The 17,471-nt window shown below is 39.8% G+C and carries 17 protein-coding genes; all 17 read right to left on the bottom strand.

All coding sequences use genetic code 11. The annotated features are described in order from the left end of the window. Nucleotides 1-418 precede the first annotated feature (418 nt). The 17 genes from ACZ5Q7_RS06245 to phnH all read right to left on the bottom strand — a co-directional run bounded on the left by ACZ5Q7_RS06245 (nt 419) and on the right by phnH (nt 17,443). Nucleotides 419-1,438, bottom strand: coding sequence for an ABC transporter ATP-binding protein (locus ACZ5Q7_RS06245; RefSeq protein ID WP_343754255.1), 1,020 nt, complete (start codon nt 1,436-1,438; stop codon nt 419-421). Nucleotides 1,439-1,494: 56 nt separating this feature from the next. Next, the gene (locus ACZ5Q7_RS06240; protein ID WP_343754257.1) at nt 1,495-2,298 is read right to left on the bottom strand and encodes an ABC transporter permease; all 804 of its coding nucleotides are present in this window, start codon (nt 2,296-2,298) and stop codon (nt 1,495-1,497) included. Continuing rightward, nucleotides 2,295-3,137, bottom strand: a complete 843-nt coding sequence (locus ACZ5Q7_RS06235; protein WP_343754259.1) for an ABC transporter permease — start codon at nt 3,135-3,137, stop codon at nt 2,295-2,297. Before ACZ5Q7_RS06235 ends, ACZ5Q7_RS06240 begins: the two co-directional genes overlap by 4 nt. Nucleotides 3,138-3,179: 42 nt before the next feature. Next, nucleotides 3,180-4,013 carry an alkaline phosphatase family protein gene (locus ACZ5Q7_RS06230; protein WP_343754261.1) on the bottom strand — a complete coding sequence of 278 codons (834 nt, stop codon included), beginning with the start codon at nt 4,011-4,013 and terminating at the stop codon, nt 3,180-3,182. Continuing rightward, nucleotides 4,003-5,106: an ABC transporter substrate-binding protein gene (locus ACZ5Q7_RS06225; RefSeq protein WP_425542392.1), complete on the bottom strand. Its 1,104-nt coding sequence runs from the start codon at nt 5,104-5,106 to the stop codon at nt 4,003-4,005. The genes ACZ5Q7_RS06230 and ACZ5Q7_RS06225 overlap by 11 nt, the downstream gene beginning before the upstream one ends. Nucleotides 5,107-5,887: 781 nt before the next feature. Further along, nucleotides 5,888-6,727 (bottom strand): ABC transporter permease subunit, encoded by an 840-nt coding sequence (locus ACZ5Q7_RS06220; RefSeq protein ID WP_343754263.1) that lies wholly within the window; start codon nt 6,725-6,727, stop codon nt 5,888-5,890. Next, nucleotides 6,727-7,512, bottom strand: a complete 786-nt coding sequence (locus ACZ5Q7_RS06215; RefSeq protein ID WP_343754265.1) for a PhnE/PtxC family ABC transporter permease — start codon at nt 7,510-7,512, stop codon at nt 6,727-6,729. The genes ACZ5Q7_RS06220 and ACZ5Q7_RS06215 overlap by 1 nt, the downstream gene beginning before the upstream one ends. Before the next feature lie 13 nt (nt 7,513-7,525). Further along, nucleotides 7,526-8,290 (bottom strand): phosphonate ABC transporter ATP-binding protein, encoded by a 765-nt coding sequence (gene phnC, locus ACZ5Q7_RS06210; RefSeq protein ID WP_343754267.1) that lies wholly within the window; start codon nt 8,288-8,290, stop codon nt 7,526-7,528. 88 nt (nt 8,291-8,378) lie between these two features. Then, nucleotides 8,379-9,416: a PhnD/SsuA/transferrin family substrate-binding protein gene (locus ACZ5Q7_RS06205; protein ID WP_343754269.1), complete on the bottom strand. Its 1,038-nt coding sequence runs from the start codon at nt 9,414-9,416 to the stop codon at nt 8,379-8,381. Nucleotides 9,417-9,479: 63 nt separating this feature from the next. Continuing rightward, complete coding sequence (locus tag ACZ5Q7_RS06200; RefSeq protein WP_343754271.1) at nt 9,480-10,301, bottom strand: PHP domain-containing protein; 822 nt, start codon at nt 10,299-10,301, stop codon at nt 9,480-9,482. Continuing rightward, nucleotides 10,291-11,016, bottom strand: a complete 726-nt coding sequence (gene phnL / locus ACZ5Q7_RS06195) for a phosphonate C-P lyase system protein PhnL (RefSeq protein WP_343754273.1) — start codon at nt 11,014-11,016, stop codon at nt 10,291-10,293. The genes ACZ5Q7_RS06200 and phnL overlap by 11 nt, the downstream gene beginning before the upstream one ends. Before the next feature lie 18 nt (nt 11,017-11,034). Beyond that, entirely contained in the window at nt 11,035-12,216 is a 1,182-nt protein-coding gene (phnM, locus tag ACZ5Q7_RS06190) for a phosphonate metabolism protein PhnM (protein ID WP_343754275.1), read from the bottom strand. A 405-nt stretch (nt 12,217-12,621) separates the two neighbouring features. Beyond that, a complete protein-coding gene (locus ACZ5Q7_RS06185) occupies nt 12,622-13,908 on the bottom strand; it encodes an IS110 family RNA-guided transposase (RefSeq protein WP_464432921.1) in 1,287 nt (428 codons plus the stop codon). Between the two features lie 132 nt (nt 13,909-14,040). Next, complete coding sequence (locus ACZ5Q7_RS06180; RefSeq protein ID WP_343751066.1) at nt 14,041-14,880, bottom strand: ATP-binding cassette domain-containing protein; 840 nt, start codon at nt 14,878-14,880, stop codon at nt 14,041-14,043. Further along, complete coding sequence (locus tag ACZ5Q7_RS06175; protein WP_343751065.1) at nt 14,873-15,739, bottom strand: alpha-D-ribose 1-methylphosphonate 5-phosphate C-P-lyase PhnJ; 867 nt, start codon at nt 15,737-15,739, stop codon at nt 14,873-14,875. Before ACZ5Q7_RS06175 ends, ACZ5Q7_RS06180 begins: the two co-directional genes overlap by 8 nt. Further along, nucleotides 15,729-16,847, bottom strand: a complete 1,119-nt coding sequence (locus tag ACZ5Q7_RS06170; RefSeq protein ID WP_343751064.1) for a carbon-phosphorus lyase complex subunit PhnI — start codon at nt 16,845-16,847, stop codon at nt 15,729-15,731. The genes ACZ5Q7_RS06175 and ACZ5Q7_RS06170 overlap by 11 nt, the downstream gene beginning before the upstream one ends. Beyond that, nucleotides 16,847-17,443 carry a phosphonate C-P lyase system protein PhnH gene (gene phnH, locus ACZ5Q7_RS06165; protein ID WP_343751063.1) on the bottom strand — a complete coding sequence of 199 codons (597 nt, stop codon included), beginning with the start codon at nt 17,441-17,443 and terminating at the stop codon, nt 16,847-16,849. Before phnH ends, ACZ5Q7_RS06170 begins: the two co-directional genes overlap by 1 nt. Between the last annotated feature and the right edge of the window lie 28 nt (nt 17,444-17,471).

The following is a 17,471-nucleotide window of genomic DNA, read 5'->3' as shown; positions in this document are numbered from 1 at the left end:
GGTCTCAAATAATGTCATAGGCATCACCCCCTTTTAAGGGAAAGTGAGCCACCACCCATGAAAAAGCCTTATTACACTACCCCTATTCTATCAAATATTCCCGACTTATTGGAGCATATGAGTAAATTCTTACAGGTAATTAACCTTTTTCTATTTATTTGCAACTACTCACGTATTGTGTTTACAAAGCATTATTTTCATCCTGTCAATACTTCAATCAATCCCTTTGCTTCGTCTGTTAAATAATACTTGTGAACATAACCATCTTTATTACTGGGCGGATTTTTAATCTCTCCATAAACTTCGAGCGGATCATTAAATATTTGCCTAACCTTGCACAGCCTCAAATACGAAAAAGGTCGATTTAAAGGACTATGGTACGCCAAGGGAAGCAAGAAAGAATATGGTCTCTTACCTTTTATTCAAGCGGTATACAATCCTGCTTCGGGATCACCAAATCAACTGCATCTCCTTCATTTAAATGATTCTCACCCTGAAACAATTGATCTACTTGAATATGCTTTGTTTTTACTTGTATTTGATAACTAACAACACTTCCGCTAATCGTTTTCATGCGAATTTTCCCTTCTGAAGTATAACTCCCATTATGACTGCCAGGTTTTGAATTTTTCGTGTACATCGTTATACTTTCCGGACGAATGGCGATGTCTGGTGAATTGATATCAAATTCTTCTTTTACACAGTGTTTCAATTCCGAATTTGTTAAAATATTATAGGAACCAATAAACCCGGCAACAAATTTGTTTTCGGGTCGTGTATAAATTGTTTCTGGTGTACCAGCTTGTTCGATAACACCTTTGTTCATCACATAAATTCGATCACTTAATACCATTGCTTCTTTTTGATCATGAGTTACAAAAATTGTCGTGATGTTCATCTCTCGCTGGATCCGCTTGATTTCGGTCTGCAGAGATTTTCGGATTTTTGCATCCAGGGCACTTAATGGTTCATCGAGCAACAGGATTTTCGGCTTTAAAATTAATGCCCGGGCAAGTGCCACGCGCTGCTGCTGTCCACCTGACAACTCATGCGGATAATGATTTTCCACCCCGTCTAATCCTATTAATTTAATCATCTTCTCTATTTCCTGTTTCCTATTTCTCAACCGTTTCATTTTCATTCCAAAGCCGATATTTTGAGTAACGGTCATATTTGGAAATAATGCATATGATTGAAACACCATGCCAATTTCCCTTTTTCTCGATGGCAAATTTGTAATATCTTTATCACTCACAGAAATTGCACCGTCATCGATGTTAACAATTCCAGCAATGGAACGTAGCAATGTACTTTTTCCGCACCCGCTTTGTCCTAGCAACGTAATAAACTCACCTTTTTTAATTGCGAATGAAATATTATTTAAAACGGACTTATCTCCATACTGTTTCTTTACAGATGATAAATTTACATAACTCATATGTCACCTTCTATTTGCTGTTTTTGAACGATATATTTATGACGTGCAGAAACATGTTATTTAAGAGAGCGCTTTTTCTTCCTTCTCCCGGGCTGTTGGAATTGGATAAGCAACCCAGTCACAATCATAATTATGACATAATACGAAATAACAATTGCACTCGTTAAATGGCCATTTTTACTCAATTGTTGGTACAAATAAATTTGCAGCGTTTCATACTGGCCTCCAACCAATAAATTAGCCAAAGCAAACTCCCCAAATAACATCGCGATCGAAAGAAGTACCGCAGAAAGCACCCCTTTCATGATGTTAGGCAGCACGACAGAGAACACGGCCCTTGTCTTGGTTGCCCCCAGTATCTCTGCTGCCTGGATCAGCTCTGTGGTATTGACTGTATACAGACTGTTGCGAATGCCTTGATAAACAAACGGCATAATGAGAATTGCATAGGACCCAATCAATATCCACGGGGTCCCTATAATGGAAATATTGCTAGAAGAATAAATGTTCAGTAACCCGATGGCCGACACCACTCCTGGTACACCGTATGGAATCATGGAGATCAGTTTAAGATACTTTTCCTTATTTGGGAAGTAAATGACGACAACGAACATCGCAAGGAGCATCACAACTATAGTTAAAACAACCGAGAATGTAATGACAAAAACTGATCGAGATAATGCTTCCCAATAGTGCGTGTCCTGAAAAAGAGTCGCATACCATGATAACGTCCAAGATTCCGGAAGAATGGTAGTGCTCCATTTACCTGCCAGCGAGTAAAGTAATGTCCCAATCAGTGGAAGTAAAAGGTAGGCCGCTAATACTGAAACAATGGCGATGTGTTTCAACCTTCCTGTCACTTTAAATCCCTCCTGACTTTCCGCATAATGCGTCCATTCACCCACAGGGCAAGGAGCATAATCAATGCCAATGTTACACCGAGTGCACTGGCTAAATTCGGCTGTAAAAATACATCTCCCGCAATTAATGAACCAATCTGCAGCGGCAATAGATTATACGTGGAACCAACCATAGCATAGGCCGTCGCATAGGCTCCCAACGAATTGGCAAAAAGAATTGTATACGTCCCAATGATGCCCGGCATTAAAATTGGAAGACCAATATGAAGCCAATAAGATAAGTTACTGCCTCCCAGCAAATTTGAAGCATATCGCCAATCCTCTTTCAGTCCTTGATAAGTCGGCAATAAAAGCATCATCGCAAATGGAATTTGAAAGTATATATAAACAACAATCAAACCAATCCACGAATATAAATCAAATGCCTGGAACACATTCAATCCCAGCTGTGAAAAAAGCAGCGTGAATAATCCATTATTCCCCAACAGAATAATAAACGAGAAAGCTAACGGAATCCCTTCAAAATATGAAGTCATATTGGTAATCATCACCATAATCTTGTTCTTCCGACTGGCCAATCTTGAAATCGAATATCCACCTACAGCTGCAATAACAATCGCTATCGATGCGGAAATAAAGGAAATCATCAAACTGTTTTTGATAGATTGAAGGTAAAAGGGATCACTAAAAATACTGATATATTGTTGTAAGCCAAAGGTGCCATCATTGGATTGGAAACTTTGATAAACCATATTCACTAGTGGTGTCAGTAAAAAACCAATCACCAATAAGGCTAACGGTAGTAGCCCGAGTAATGGGTATAGTTTAAAGCGAGCCAATGATCATACCTCCCTATCATTTCTAGCGAAGAAACTGACATTCTATTTCTCTTTTAGCATGGCTGTTACCGATTCTGGCAACTTTTCCATTCCTTCTGACGTTGGTATGCCCAATAACCGGCACATGAATGGCGCAAAAAGAAGTTGCGGTATAACCGGTTCGAACCTATTTTTTTCTACCTGGTCACTAATAATATAAAGCGGCACCATTCGTTCTTCATCAGTTGTTCCACCATGCAGCCCCCATTTGGACATCCCATGATCAGCTGTAATGACAACCTGATAACCATCGTTTTGCCAAACTGGTATCAGTTCAGAAAGATGATTATCCACTCGCAAGATTTTTTCACGGTACTCTTTTGAATCACCTCCAAATTTATGCCCAGTATCATCTACATTCATAGAATGGATGTATAAAAAGTCAGGATGCACTTGCTGTCTTAATATTTCGCCATCCATGAATAGATGGCTGTCCGGATAATCATCTTCCCAATAAAATTTCCCATATTGTATCGTGTTTTCCGACTTTACTTGTTCTCTATCATGAAAGAAATCAAATGGGGCCTGATTATATAGTTCACTGACCCAGTAATAAGAGGCCGTTGCATTGACTAGTCCATGTTTCTTCGTCAAATGAAAGAGGTTTTCCTGTTCAGACAACCTCACCGGACCGTTGGAACTAATTCCATTGACTGAACTCGGCGTTCCACTCAATAACACTTCATACAATGGACGGGATAAACTTGGCAACTCTGATTTAATCTGACTTCGTGTCGCTTTTCCTGTATCCACTAAATGCTCGATATAACCAAGATTTTCACTTGCCAAATCATTCCTCATACCATCTACCATCACGACAATTAGTTTATTCGACATGAACAAGAACCTCACTTTTCCATAATCTTGGTAAATCTTTTGCTGTTTCTTCCCAGGCATCGTTATCACTTACCGGCACAGCATTTTCATACTGCTCTTCTGGAACCATTTTCTCTGCTACTTCTTTTGGCAGTTCAACAGAATCACGAATTGGACGGGCATATCCTTTTGCAAGATTGATTTGCCCTTCATCACTTAAAATGTATTCTCTTGCTAACATTGCTGCATGCGGATTGTTGGCATATTTATTAATAATCGTCGCATATCCACTGACCACAGAAGCCTCCTCTGGAATCGTAACCTCAAATCGCTCCGCATTTATCTCATTCGCATAGCCTAAAGCATTAAAATCCCACATAATCCCAACTTCCATCTCACCTTTTTCCATTCCGGAAACATTGTTATTATTAGCTGTATTTAACCTGCCTTGCTTCGCCAATTCCGCAAAGAAATCAAGTCCTGGCTGCAAGTTCGTTTCATCTCCACCGAACGCGAGTGCTGCGGCAAGTACCGCCATCTGATCCTGAGTCCCCGTCTGCACATCTCCGATATTCACGGTATAATCTCCTTCAAGTAAATCTTCCCATGAGGACGGCACGTTTTCTACCTGTTCTTTATCTGTGGCAAAAGCAATCGTTCCTTGATAACCAACCATCCAATCGCCGTCATCATCTTTGGCCCAATCTGGAATCTCATCCCAATAAGAGGTTTTATAAGGCACTGTGATAGCTTTTTCTTCAGCAATCGGCCCAAAAGAAATGCCCACGTCCCCAATATCAGCTGTCGCGTTTTCTCCTTCTGTTTCCATTTTAGAAATTTCCTCCGCACTGGACATATCGGTATTTGTATGTTCTAATCCGTATTCCTCTGACAGCTCCTTCCACGTCTCTTCCCAGTTAGCCCACGTATCTGGCATACCAACACTATTAACTGCCCCTTCTTCTTTTGCTTTTTCTTCAATTTCTTCTAAGGATAAAGAATTGGGGTCCTCGATGGATGAACCATTTGTTGTGTCTTCGGCCCCACAAGCAGACAATCCGATAATACTTGTGCCTAAAATAATAACAGAAGCGAATTTTTTTTTGCTCAAAATATTCACTTAAACCCCTCCTTGTGTTTTTGATTTTTTCTTGGTTTCATTATAGCAATCATTTATTAACTTCCTGTAAAATCAATATAAAGAAACTGTAAATTTTATGGCGAAGTAAAAGCACTATGCTTGGTTTGATTATTTAATAATTCTAATTCTGTAAGTCCATTGTTATAGACAAATACAAAGTTATTCAATGTCTCAAATTACTAGGTTTTAAATGATTTTAATTGCTTTAATAATTTCTTTAATACCAGACCTTTCCATTTGATGATAAAAACAATATAAACCTTGTTTCACTTTCCCTAGTTGTGCTATACCAATTTTTTTCTTTATCAAAAACATGTTTCGTTCTCTTATACTTTTTATGATCATAATCATGGAATTCTTTTGGGGTAGCGCCAGAAAAATACATTTTTACAACATTAAGAAAACAAATAAAAAAAGCCTAATTTATTGATGTTATAAGTAAAAAATTAGGCTTAGCATTAGGTAGGCCTTTGAAATTATTTATAGATTTTGTCGGATAGGTAAGGATATTGCTTGTTATCTCCTTACCCCTAAGAAACATACAGCTCAAGCATGCATTTATCCGTGTCTAGACTAAATGAATCCTGTTATCTTCTTTCTCTTTATTGTATTTCCTAACACTATGAATGCACGCATTTGCACGCACCTATGTACCGTCCACAGCGCCATAACGCCTGGTTCCTACTGATATATAAACACTTTTTTCAACATTGTGTTCGCTTACGCCGATTTACAAGTAAGTAACCCGTCGGTCTTACAAATAACGATTTTTTAATCGAGTCGATAATATCTCTAACATGATCGCTATGATTAAAATAGCGTACGTTATAAAACCTACTTCGCTCAGATCAAAATAGAATTCGGACGCCATAAACAATTCAAAACCGATCCCGCCTGCACCAGCTGCTGCTCCCATTGCTACGGCTACGGAAAAGTTGATTTCGAATCGCAGAAATGTCCATGATAATAAGTATGTAAACGTTGATGGTAAAACGGCATGCGTGACAATATGCCACCAGCTGGAACCAGTTGCCCGCAGTGCTTCTAAAACGCCTGCATCTATTTCCTCGATAGCTTCTGAGAATGCTTTAACTAAATAGGCAACCGAATGAAAAAGCATCCCAAGTACTGCAGCCTCACTTCCTAAGCCGGCTGCTATTGCAAAGATTAACACCCATAAAACAGTTGGAACCGCACGAATAAAGGCAACTATTATTCGTACTGATTTTGATACCCATTCCTTCGATAAGTTCGTTGCGGCCATTAACGCCAAGACAAAAGCAATAACAGCTCCAAGAACAGTCGATAAAACAGCTAATCCAAGGGTAATGCCAACCTGATAAAATGCTTCTGCCCATGTGAAATGACTTAAAGCAGGCTCAAGAAACATAACTTTTAGATTATAAGCCGTTTCTGTTATAGCGCTTATGATATCGAGTCCAGTATAATCAAAGAACATAAACGCCATAACGGTTGAAACGATAAATAGCAAAATGGTCCATTGGATTACACGTTTCGCTTTACTACCGGATTTTATCGTAATGCGTCCGCGTTTTGTTCTTTTTATATGACTTGTTGTTGACAGGGCTTGCATTATAGGATCACCTTCCGTATATAGTTTGAAATCAGCTCAATGATAATAACGGAAATAACAATACTGAATGTCACAAGTGCCACTGCATTATAATCCAACGTTTTGTAATATAAATCAAAGATATAGCCGATCCCTGTCCCAGTTAATATGCCCACTAATGTGGCGCTTCTGATATTCGTTTCGATCATGAATAAAATCCAGCTGATTATTTGCGGCAAGCTCTCTGGAATAACAGCTTTATTTACTATATGGGCATAGGTAGCACCTGTGGCCGTTAATGCCTCAACAGCACTTTGGCTTGATTCATCAATAGCCTCAATAAATGCTCTTGTTAAAAATCCGACCGTTCCCACGAATAATGCTAAATAGCCTGTGATGGAATTTTGTCCAAATGAAAGCAGGAGAATCAATGCCCAGGCAACCACTGGAATATTTCTTGCAGTAGAGGCAATAAAACGGGATAACACACTTAAAAAGCTATTAACCTTCGTTGCCTTCGATCCCATAATTCCTAAAAACAAGGAAAAAACAGCCGCCGTTGTCGTAGCTGCAATCGACATAAAAATCGTCTCATTTAATTTTTCTAAAATGGTTGGAAGCTTTTCAAGTGATTCCTGTGTTATAAATAAGTTGGAAAAAATCCATCCCATAGCTTCTGGAAAAGCAGTAATTCCGTGAATAAAGCTAAAATTCGTGATGTCTGCTGATAAATACGTAATGACGATGATGATAAAAAGAAAAATGGTTTTATTCCATTTACGCCTATTCATTAATTTTTCATTCACGTTATATAACTCCTTACACCGTGATTAATTTTTTTGATTCTGTACCATATATATGGTTTATACGATCCTTTGTAACCAAGTGGTTTGGTCCATCAAAGATGATTTTTCCTTCATTTAAACCGATAATTCTATCTGAATATTTTTGTGCAACTTCTACCTGATGCAAGTTTACTAAACACGTAATATTCAACTCAGAGGTGATCGATTTAAGATGGTCCATTATCACTTGAGAAGCGTTCGGATCAAGTGAAGCTATCGGTTCATCACAAAGGACGAGTTTTGGATCTTGAATAAGTGCACGCGCAATCCCCACTCGCTGCTGCTGTCCGCCACTCAACTGATCACAACGTTTATACGCATGTTCTGCAATGCCTAGCTTTTCTAATAGAAAGAAGGCCTGCCTTTTCTCCTTCTCGGTAAATTGGGAAAGAAGTCCTTGCATCATCGTTTTATATCCAAAACGTCCATGAAGGACATTTTCAATAACCGGCAGCCGAGGCACGAGATTGTAATGCTGAAAAATCATGCCAATGTTTGTACGCAGTTTGCGCAATTCCTTTTTCTTCAGCAAGCCTATATTGGTATTTTCGAAGTGTACGATTCCCTCGTTTATGTCAACCATTCGATTGATACAGCGTAAAAGTGTTGATTTTCCTGCACCAGATGGTCCAATAATCGAAACAAATTCTCCCGCTTCTACTTGAAAATTAATATCTTCTAGTACGTTTGTTTCCGAGTCATATGTTTTTGCCAACCCTTCAAGAGCTAACAATGTCATAAACATTCTCCTTTTTGTTGGGATTTGTAAGAATAAGTGCATGCATGGACAAACATGCATACACTACATTACTTTTCTAAATAAACGATTACTTCGAAAGCTCGCGAATGGGATCAAACCATGAGTCGTCTACTTCTGCAAATCTTTCTTTGTCTGTCTTAAAGAATAAACCAGATTTTCCGGAATCTTCAGGAACGAAGATGTCTTCGTTGTTTGCCATTTTGTCAGATGTGAACAGCTTTTGTAACGTATCAAAATCTGCTTTTCCTAACGCATCCATATTAGCTGCAATTGGAGCGTTTAATACCGGTGTAACATCCATTAAGGTAAACGTGCTACCAGCAACTTTATTAAAAGGTTCGGCCGCATCGTCGCTTACTTTGTAAACAGCTCCTACTGTATTTTCTTTTCCTTCTGTAACTTCAACATAGTTTTCTACACATACATCACAAAAGGCAGCAACATTAGCATTTCCTGTTAATAAGTTAACCGCTGAGCCTTGGTGGGAATTGCCAAATAACACTTGTGAAAACAGAGATCCGCCTTGCATTAAGTCTTCCTCGGTCAAGTCCGTATATTTTTCTTTTTCGCTAAAGTGACCAATAATTCTGGCAGAAGGCACTTTAAATCCTGATGTTGAACTGTTGGATACAAACGAGAATTTTTTACCTTCAATTGTATCGAGTGAATAAGCACCGTCTTTCTTGTATTTTTCCTGGTCATCCGTATTTACTGCTAACCAGCTATGATATACAGCATCTTCCAGTGTGCCAGATGGTCCAGTAGATACAGCTAGCGGCTGGATGGTATCATTTTTATTTTTAGCTTCAATATAACCTTGGGCACCCATATAGGCGATGTCTGCATTTCCATTCGTTATTGTCTCAATCGCTATGGCATAGTCCGTCGTTAAATGATGCTCAACTTTCTTACCTGTTTCCTCCTCAATCATTTTACCAATTGCCTTACGAGAAGATTTCAAATCTGATGCAGATTCATTCGGATACCAAACGATATCAATAACATCATCCGCGTTTGATGCCTCTTCCGTACTGCCTTCCGAACAAGCGGATAAGGCTAATGCTGCTATAATAAGTAAAACAACAAAATATAACTGCTTTTTCATTATGAACTCTCCTCTCTCAGATTTATAAATTAATTGTCGTAAACAATTTTTTACGTCTACTCACTATATAAGTGAGCTTTTAGTTTTTCCCAAGCTAGAAGAACTGGTAATATCCCCCACTTCAATTGCTTCTCCAAAAGTGCCATGATAATCTGTACCGCCAGTCATGATCAGGTTATATGCGTTCGCCAAGTCTTCCACCCGCTTATAATCGTCCGGTCCATGGTCTGGATGGTTTCGTTCGATCCCTGCCAATCCTGCTTCGACAAGCTCGGGAATGATGGCATAGGAGTCCAGTTGACCAGGATGTGCGACAACCGGAATCCCCCCGTCAGCTGCAATTGCCTGCACTGCTTCAAATGCATCAATATAGGTGATATCACCAGCGGCAACCCCATTTCCTTTAAACAATTGCTGATAAAGCTGTTTATATTCTGGCGATGTGTAGGGTTCATCCGTTAATTGTTTCATAATATGTTGCTTATAGATGGTGGTACTTGGTTTTGCCGATTCAACAATCGCATCAATATCCAGCTCATACCCGGCAGCTTTCAGTTTTTCAATTTGATCCAACGAATAGGCCTGCCGCCTGTAAAGGATCTTCTTGCATGCGCTCTTTATGTTTGTTGCTTTAGGGCGATAATCATAGCCAAGTACATGTACTTTCCGATTTCGTTTAAAATCAAACGCTGATATTTCGATGCCGGGGATAACGGTTATGCCGAATATATTTCCAAGTCTGATCATTTCAGGCATCCCGCTTACGGTATCATGATCAACAAAACTGATTTGGGTTACCCCATTTTCGCTTGCCTTTTTCATGACTGTTTTCACCGAATCAGAACCATCCGAGTAATGGCTGTGAACATGTAAATCAGCTTTCATGTGTAGCACCACCTATCTGTTTAGCATGTAATTGTTTTTGTTTAATGTTAAAAACTTTATCACACAGACCGTCCATAAATGCGATGTCATGAAAAATCCCAACTAACGTCGTTCCATTTGCTTTTAACTTTTTAATGATGTCACGCACTTTTTCTTTCGATTGCTCATCTAGGCTTGCTGTTGGTTCATCGAGCAGTAATAATCGTGGCTTTTTCACCGTAGCCATCGCAATATTTAATCGCAGTTTTTCTCCGCCAGAAAAGGTATTTGGAAAGGTGTCCCACAGTTTACGATCAAGTTCAAAATGATGTAATGCTTTTTCTGCTTCAAGACGTGCGATTCCTTCAGACACGCCCATTTCCAACAATGCATGTTGTACGAGTTCCCTGGCCGTTCTTCTTGGCATTACATTTAAAAATTGTGATACATAACCAATTTCATATTTACGTAAGTACAGAACTTGACGTTCGGTGGCTGTTGCTAAATCGATATAACCAAAACGTTCGGAATGATAATACAAAATCCCGGTATCAGGTAAATAGGAACGATATATACTTTTTAAAACAGTTGATTTACCACTGCCGCTTTTTCCGATGATTCCGATAAAATTACCCGGTTCGATGGAAAAGTTAATATCTTCGACAGCTTGCATCGTTTTTTCTAAATGGTGGATCGTAAATCGTTTGCCAAAATCCTTTACATCCAACATAGGCATGTTTAGCACTCCTCCTTTTTATTTCGTGCGATAATTTGTACTCGTTATTAAGGAGCCGTTGACCATTGTTTTTGTCAGCATCGGATATCCATCCTCCATTCTTTCAATAACAATTAGGTCAGCTTTTTTTCCTGATTTAATCGAGCCAATTTCGTCATCCATTCGTACAGCTTTGGCCGGATTAAGGGTTACTTTCGTAAACATGTCATGCAAATCATTGCCATGATGATCACTTAATTCAAATATTGCATGAAGTAAAGCTGAGGGATAATAATCACTGCAAAGAATATCGACACATTGATGCTTTACAGCTTCAGCAGAGGCTAAATTTCCCGAGTGCGAACCACCAAGTAAAACATTTGGAGCTCCGGCAATCGTAAATAACCCCATTTCTGTCGCTTTTTTAGCTACATCCATGGTGATCGGAAATTCACTAACCGTTATTCCGATGTCTTTGACTAATTCAAGCCTTTGAATTTCATCATCATCATGTGATGCAACTGCAATGCCTTTATCGTTCGCAATATCCACAATTTCTTTCATTTTGGCAATGGTCATAACTTCTGTATTTTGCTGCTCCAGAATAATCGTTTGCACATCATCGTCGGTTAAATTGTGATAACCTTTTAATGTTTCCCCGTATGCTTCCAGGTTTCGATACTGCCCCTGCCCTGGTGTATGATCCATAAATGATAGTAAGTGGACTTTATCGTCTTTGATGTTTTGGACTAAACAATCTACTTGCTCAATGTTATCAATTTCAAAACGTGCATGCAGACGGTGCCTAATAAGGTGCAGTTCATTGTGCGTTGCATCAATGGCATCCACCATTTTCTGCACATTTTCCGGATCACGGATCGGGCTGTGTGAGAATGCATCGTCTTTATAAAACGAAAGTGAATGAAACATCGTTGTTATTCCATGGCTGATTAATATTTTTTCTGCTTCTCGCAAACTCATATTGAAATCCATAAGCAATGTCGGTCTGGGTGAAGCGATCGTTTCGATATAATCAGAATGGATGTCGATAAATCCTGGTGCAATATAACCTCCTCGAGCATCAATAAGCGTTGCGTCAGGATGATTGGTTATTTCCGCTTCAGGAATGACTTTTTGAATTATTTCCCTATAAACCAAAATCGCATGATCGTATATAATTGCTTCTTCTGCTATAATCTTTCCATTATGAACAATGTACACCGTGTCCATGCCTCCCTCAATAAATTAATGTTTTCTTGGAATTCCTTCGTTTTTCTCCCGATTTCTTTTGATTTATTGAAGCTCACAATGGTCGTGTATCCTTTATATTACAATTAAGGATATATATGGAATCAGTAAGTTATGCCGAGTACGCTCTAACAGGGTAATTTCCATTAAATGGATAACTAATCTTATGATCGCACCTTGGATCTCCACGTTTTCATGGCGGTGGACCCTCCCATGTCTCTCGGCGTCTATGCGCGCAAATTCCTTCGTTCAACCTGACCATGGTGGATGCCGGAAATGCTCCTAAGGTGGGTCTATGCCCTAACGGATGGAATATCGACCGGCTAATCCGTGCTTCAATTGTTAAAAGATGGTTCAGAACGATAGCTGTGTGCCTTCTTAAGCAACGTCCTGTAACGTCGACATCATGGGGATGTCACGAATCATGCGTTCTTCTTGGAACGTACACTTTCGTGTCCCTAATACATAAAAGATTTTGATGAGTTTTCGGCTTAACGCGATAAATGATTGTTTTCCTGTTAACGGATTATCGGATCGATAACGATAATAACGGTATAGTTGCTTGAATCCTTCATTGTGCAGGGATAATGGGCGTGCCACTAGATAGAGTAAGCTTCGCAATCGTTTGCGTCCTCGTTTAGTTATGGTTGTTTGGCCTTTGAACATCCCTGATTGATTCATCTTTAGATTGAGTCCCGCTAATTTAATGATTTGGCGTGGATCCCGATAATTCGATAAATCACCAACTTCGGCGAAGAAACCGGCGACTGTTATGGCACTGACACCTTTAATGGCTATCATCTGATCAGCTCCAGGGATGTGACGAACAAGGTCTTCCAGTTGTGCTTCAAGAGCTATAAGACGTGCTTCAAGAGCTTTATACTGATCAATCAAATAACGCATTTCCTGACGTGCCATTTGTAATCCCACTGTGAGGCCAATGCTGCCTTCAGCCGCCTGTTTCAAATCCTGAATGCGTTTGATGCCCACACCGCGTTTGGCGGCCTTCTTGACTTCAAGAAGCAAATCTTCTTCCGAAGCTTTACGGATATCTTCCGGTAAATAGCCTCGTTCCAATAGATGGAGGGCAGCCTTTCCAGTCCAGTCTTTAAAGACATCGAGAAACTCTGGAAAGTATCGGTCTAACGCATTATGCATTTGGGCTTTGACCGAGGACATATCCTCTTGGATCATGTCATAGAGTTTCATGCCTTCACGCAATTCAGCGTACACATCCTCCGGTAAGGTCGGTTCATGATAACGGCCATCACGTATGATCTGAGCAATAACTTTGGCATCTTTGGTGTCATTTTTCGTTGGTGAATCGTCATCCATTTCCTTGGACCGTTTAACCTTCATCGGATTGACGACAACCACTTGAATACCCCGGTCTTTCAAGTAATAGGCTAGATTCAGCCAGTAGTGACCGGTTGGTTCCATTCCAATGATAATGTTGGGGCGCTTGTGGTCACTGGACAAGTTATCAGCCCATTCAATAAGGTTTGAAAAACCCTGCTGCGAATTGGTAAATACCAACCGTTTAACGAGGTCTCGGCCCCGATCATCTATCGCTCGAGCCACATGTTTGCGTTTGGCTATATCAATCCCGATAATTAATGTTTGGTCATTGATTTGCGCTAAGCGATGATTTTGTGTAGAATCCATGGTAGAAGTCCTCCTTCGGTACTAAATTCGAGGTCATTGCAATGACACTCTCCATCGTACCAAGGGGGACTTTTTTATGCATTTGGCGTTTTCGTCGATTTCACATCAAATTTTTTCATTACAGGAATGCTCCTATAGTAATGAATAAACTAATTGCTGCGTATAAGCATGCTGGGGATCTTCCAGAATTTGATCTGTTAGCCCCTCCTCAATAACCTTTCCATCAAGCATGACCACTGTTCGATCAGCCAGCATTCGAATTACTGCCAAATCATGCGAGACAACAATCATACTTATACCCAATTCCCTCTGAATATTTTTAATTAAATCCAGCACATTCGCTTGAACAGATAAGTCAAGACCAGTCGTTACTTCATCCAAGAAGAGAACGGGAGGGTTATTGGATAAAGCCTTCGCAATTTGCACGCGTTGCTGCATCCCACCTGAAAAATTTCGCGGCTCCTGTTTCATTCGATAAGGAGGGATATGCACACTTTCCAACAAGCGCTTACTGATCGCTTCCATTTCCGAAACATTACGGTTGCCTGCTGCAATTAATTTTTCAGCGATATTTCCGACAGATGAAAAGTTCATTTTCAATCCGTGAACCGGATTTTGATAGACCATTCCATATTTATAATTTCGAACATAACGTTTCTTCTGGGAGGATAATTCGAAAAGATTTTCTTCTTCCACTTCTGTATCCTTTATATACGCTCCACCTGACGTTACATCCATATCAAAATATAAACATTGCATCATCGTTGATTTTCCACTGCCGCTTTCCCCGACAATTCCAAGAATCTCTCCGGAATACAATTCAAGTGATATATCTTGACATGCATACGTTGTGCTGCAATACGGACAGTAATTTATCTTCATCTCATACGTTTCGGATTGCTGACAATGGGCACATCCGTCACCAAATGTTTTGTTTAAATGGTCAATTCGTAATATCGGTTCCTCATGCATGATTGCTTTCCACCTCCAGCTTCTCCTTTTCATTCAAACGTGCTACACAGTAGCTCGTATCATTGCATTGATAGACGGTTTTTCCTGATGTTGAATCGATTAACTCATCCATAAAAACATCCGTAGCACCACATAAATGACAATGGTTTCCTTCAAATGATTCAACGGTAAATGGATAATCGTCAAAGGCAAGTGATTTCACATCCGTGTAAGGTGGGATGGCATATATTTTCTTCTCTCTTCCCGCGCCAAGAAGTATTAAGGACTCTGATTGATGCATTTTTGGATTATCAAATTTTGGAATCGGGCTTGGAGCCATGACATACCGATCATTTACATATACAGGATGATCGGCATCAGTCGCCGTCTTGTTATACTTCATAATTTGTTCGAACAACATAAGCCATGCTCCGCTATATTCGTCTTCTGAATGAAGCCGCTTTGTTACGTATTCACTCGCTTCCACATTGCGGAGCGGTTCAGGTTCTGGTACCTGTAAGACGAGAATCTGTTCTTTTGTTAAAGCAACTTCCGGAATACGGTGTCTTGACTGAATAACAGAAGCTTCCTGTGTTTGATCCGTCACCTCTACACCTGTCGTTTCCTGTACTAATTTCTTGATACTGACGGCATTTACAGATTCGTCCGCTCCCTGATCGATAACTTTTAATACATCTTGTTTGCCAATGATGGATAATGTTATTTGCAGGCCACCTGTGCCCCAACCACGGGCGATCGGCATTTCCCTGGATGCAAAAGGAACCTGATACCCCGGAATTGCCACAGCCTTTAACATTGTTCGACGGATTTCTTTTTTAGAACCTTCATCCAAAAATGCAAAGTGTGTATTAGTCTTCATCCTTTTTCGCCTCTTTCTTTATTTGACGTATGCTATCTAATTTCGATTGGAATGTAACGTAATGCGGCAGCTTCAAATGGGAGATGAAGCCCGTAGATTCAACCGAGTCAATGTGTAATAAAACGAATTCTTCATCGTGCGTTGGATATTCCCATTCCGGGTGTTCCAAGCATTGATCCAGAATACTCATTGCAATAGTTTTTGTTTCATTTTGTCCGTAACAAACGCCATATCCGATTTCAAATTCCAGTTCCTCTTCGTTGTGTTCATTCTTTTTTGTTATCGGAACAAATGACTCCACTTCCGTAACTTTGATATCCCCGATATAAAATTGATCTTCATCGTCCTGTTCAACTTCGTTTGGATGTTCAACGTAAATTGGCAAATCACCCACCCGTACTTCCCCAACAGTAGGGTGAACCTGACCATACCCTCGTAGAGATGCATAACCTAAAGCTGTTACCGCTCCTGTCTGCCCTCGCGTTAACACTTGCAATCTTGCACTTCTGGAAGCAGGGAATTGCAGACTTTCCTTGGTAATATCATCAGGTGGCGTGTTGTCTGCTTCATATTCTTCAAATAAACTTTCTTTGCGTAAATAATCGACAACTTTAGGAAAATACGTTACCGAGTCGGAGGCTTCCATGTTGTTTTGTAATGATTCTCGATAATCTTGCAACCACTCTTTGTTTTCCGTTAGGCTTTCATTTGCCAAGTTAAAGTCTAATAGCCGATGTGTATAATCATTAGTAGAACCTAATAACTGCCCTCCTGGAATATCTTTGAAGCTAGCAGATATCCGGCGTTCGACAAGCATCGATTCCGACTGAACAGTCTGACTGTAATATAGTCTCGGTAATGTTGAGCGATGTGCGCGCATCAAGAAGACTGCTTCTTCCATACTTCCTTCTGCTTGTTTAATAGCCAATGCTGCTAGAAATGGTGAATACAAGCTGCTTTCAGACATTACCTGATCGACCAGCGACCGCATTGTGGAAAGTATTGTTTGAATTTCAATTATTTCTTCTCCCTTTAAGCGATCATAGGTTAATCGTTTAATCGAAGCTTCGATGGCCATTGTGCCACCTTTAACCGCAACATACCCCATTATTTCACCTCCGAAAATGATAACGATGTTGTTCTGGGAACACAGGCAATTCGTGCTATATCATCCGTAAAAATAACATCCACTCCTAATGGATGTTCCTTCGTTTGTTCATTTCGAGATTGCCACATATTTTTAGTAAACCTTGTATGAAGCTGCTCTTTTTCTTTGATGCCAGGTCCGGTTAACAATAATTCTCCATTATTGGATAATGTCTCACTTTCAATAATCCACGTTGCAGATAGTTGAGGATCAATTAAATTTCCGATTTTACATTGCTCCATCGCTTGGATGACCTTGTTTTCAGAAACGTCTCGTAATGCAATAATATAGTCAGCCTCTTGGATGGGAGCAGGTTTTGCTAACGTATATTCGGATATCTTGTTATATAAATCTGTTTGGTTTTCCGATATAATGTGAAATGTCACTTCTCCGTCCAACAGCGTCATCATCGTTAAAAAACTGGCATGATTACAAGGAAGTCCATTGTCTGATTGGTGAACATTCTCTTCCATAATCGAAATGGTTCCTGGTCTGGACATGCTATGTAGCAGCTTTCGATATACCTGTTGTAAATCGTGTGTTTGAACCATTGCCATACTATCTCTCCTGATCATGTAATTTTTT

It is taken from the genome of Lentibacillus halophilus (assembly GCF_055395055.1).
The sequence above is the reverse complement of the archived record's forward strand: the minus strand, read 5'-3'. Positions and strand labels throughout refer to the sequence as shown.

What these genes read in the sequence shown, in the direction of transcription:
- ACZ5Q7_RS06245 (WP_343754255.1), bottom strand. Translation starts at nt 1,438, where the DNA reads ATGAGTTATGTAAATTTATCATCTGTAAAGAAACAGTATGGAGATAAG.
- ACZ5Q7_RS06230 (WP_343754261.1), bottom strand. Translation starts at nt 4,013, where the DNA reads ATGTCGAATAAACTAATTGTCGTGATGGTAGATGGTATGAGGAATGAT.
- ACZ5Q7_RS06220 (WP_343754263.1), bottom strand. Translation starts at nt 6,727, where the DNA reads ATGCAAGCCCTGTCAACAACAAGTCATATAAAAAGAACAAAACGCGGA.
- phnC (WP_343754267.1), bottom strand. Translation starts at nt 8,290, where the DNA reads ATGACATTGTTAGCTCTTGAAGGGTTGGCAAAAACATATGACTCGGAA.
- ACZ5Q7_RS06205 (WP_343754269.1), bottom strand. Translation starts at nt 9,416, where the DNA reads ATGAAAAAGCAGTTATATTTTGTTGTTTTACTTATTATAGCAGCATTA.
- ACZ5Q7_RS06200 (WP_343754271.1), bottom strand. Translation starts at nt 10,301, where the DNA reads ATGAAAGCTGATTTACATGTTCACAGCCATTACTCGGATGGTTCTGAT.
- phnL (WP_343754273.1), bottom strand. Translation starts at nt 11,016, where the DNA reads ATGCCTATGTTGGATGTAAAGGATTTTGGCAAACGATTTACGATCCAC.
- ACZ5Q7_RS06185 (WP_464432921.1), bottom strand. Translation starts at nt 13,908, where the DNA reads ATGGATTCTACACAAAATCATCGCTTAGCGCAAATCAATGACCAAACA.
- ACZ5Q7_RS06180 (WP_343751066.1), bottom strand. Translation starts at nt 14,880, where the DNA reads ATGCATGAGGAACCGATATTACGAATTGACCATTTAAACAAAACATTT.
- ACZ5Q7_RS06175 (WP_343751065.1), bottom strand. Translation starts at nt 15,739, where the DNA reads ATGAAGACTAATACACACTTTGCATTTTTGGATGAAGGTTCTAAAAAA.
- ACZ5Q7_RS06170 (WP_343751064.1), bottom strand. Translation starts at nt 16,847, where the DNA reads ATGGGGTATGTTGCGGTTAAAGGTGGCACAATGGCCATCGAAGCTTCG.
- phnH (WP_343751063.1), bottom strand. Translation starts at nt 17,443, where the DNA reads ATGGCAATGGTTCAAACACACGATTTACAACAGGTATATCGAAAGCTG.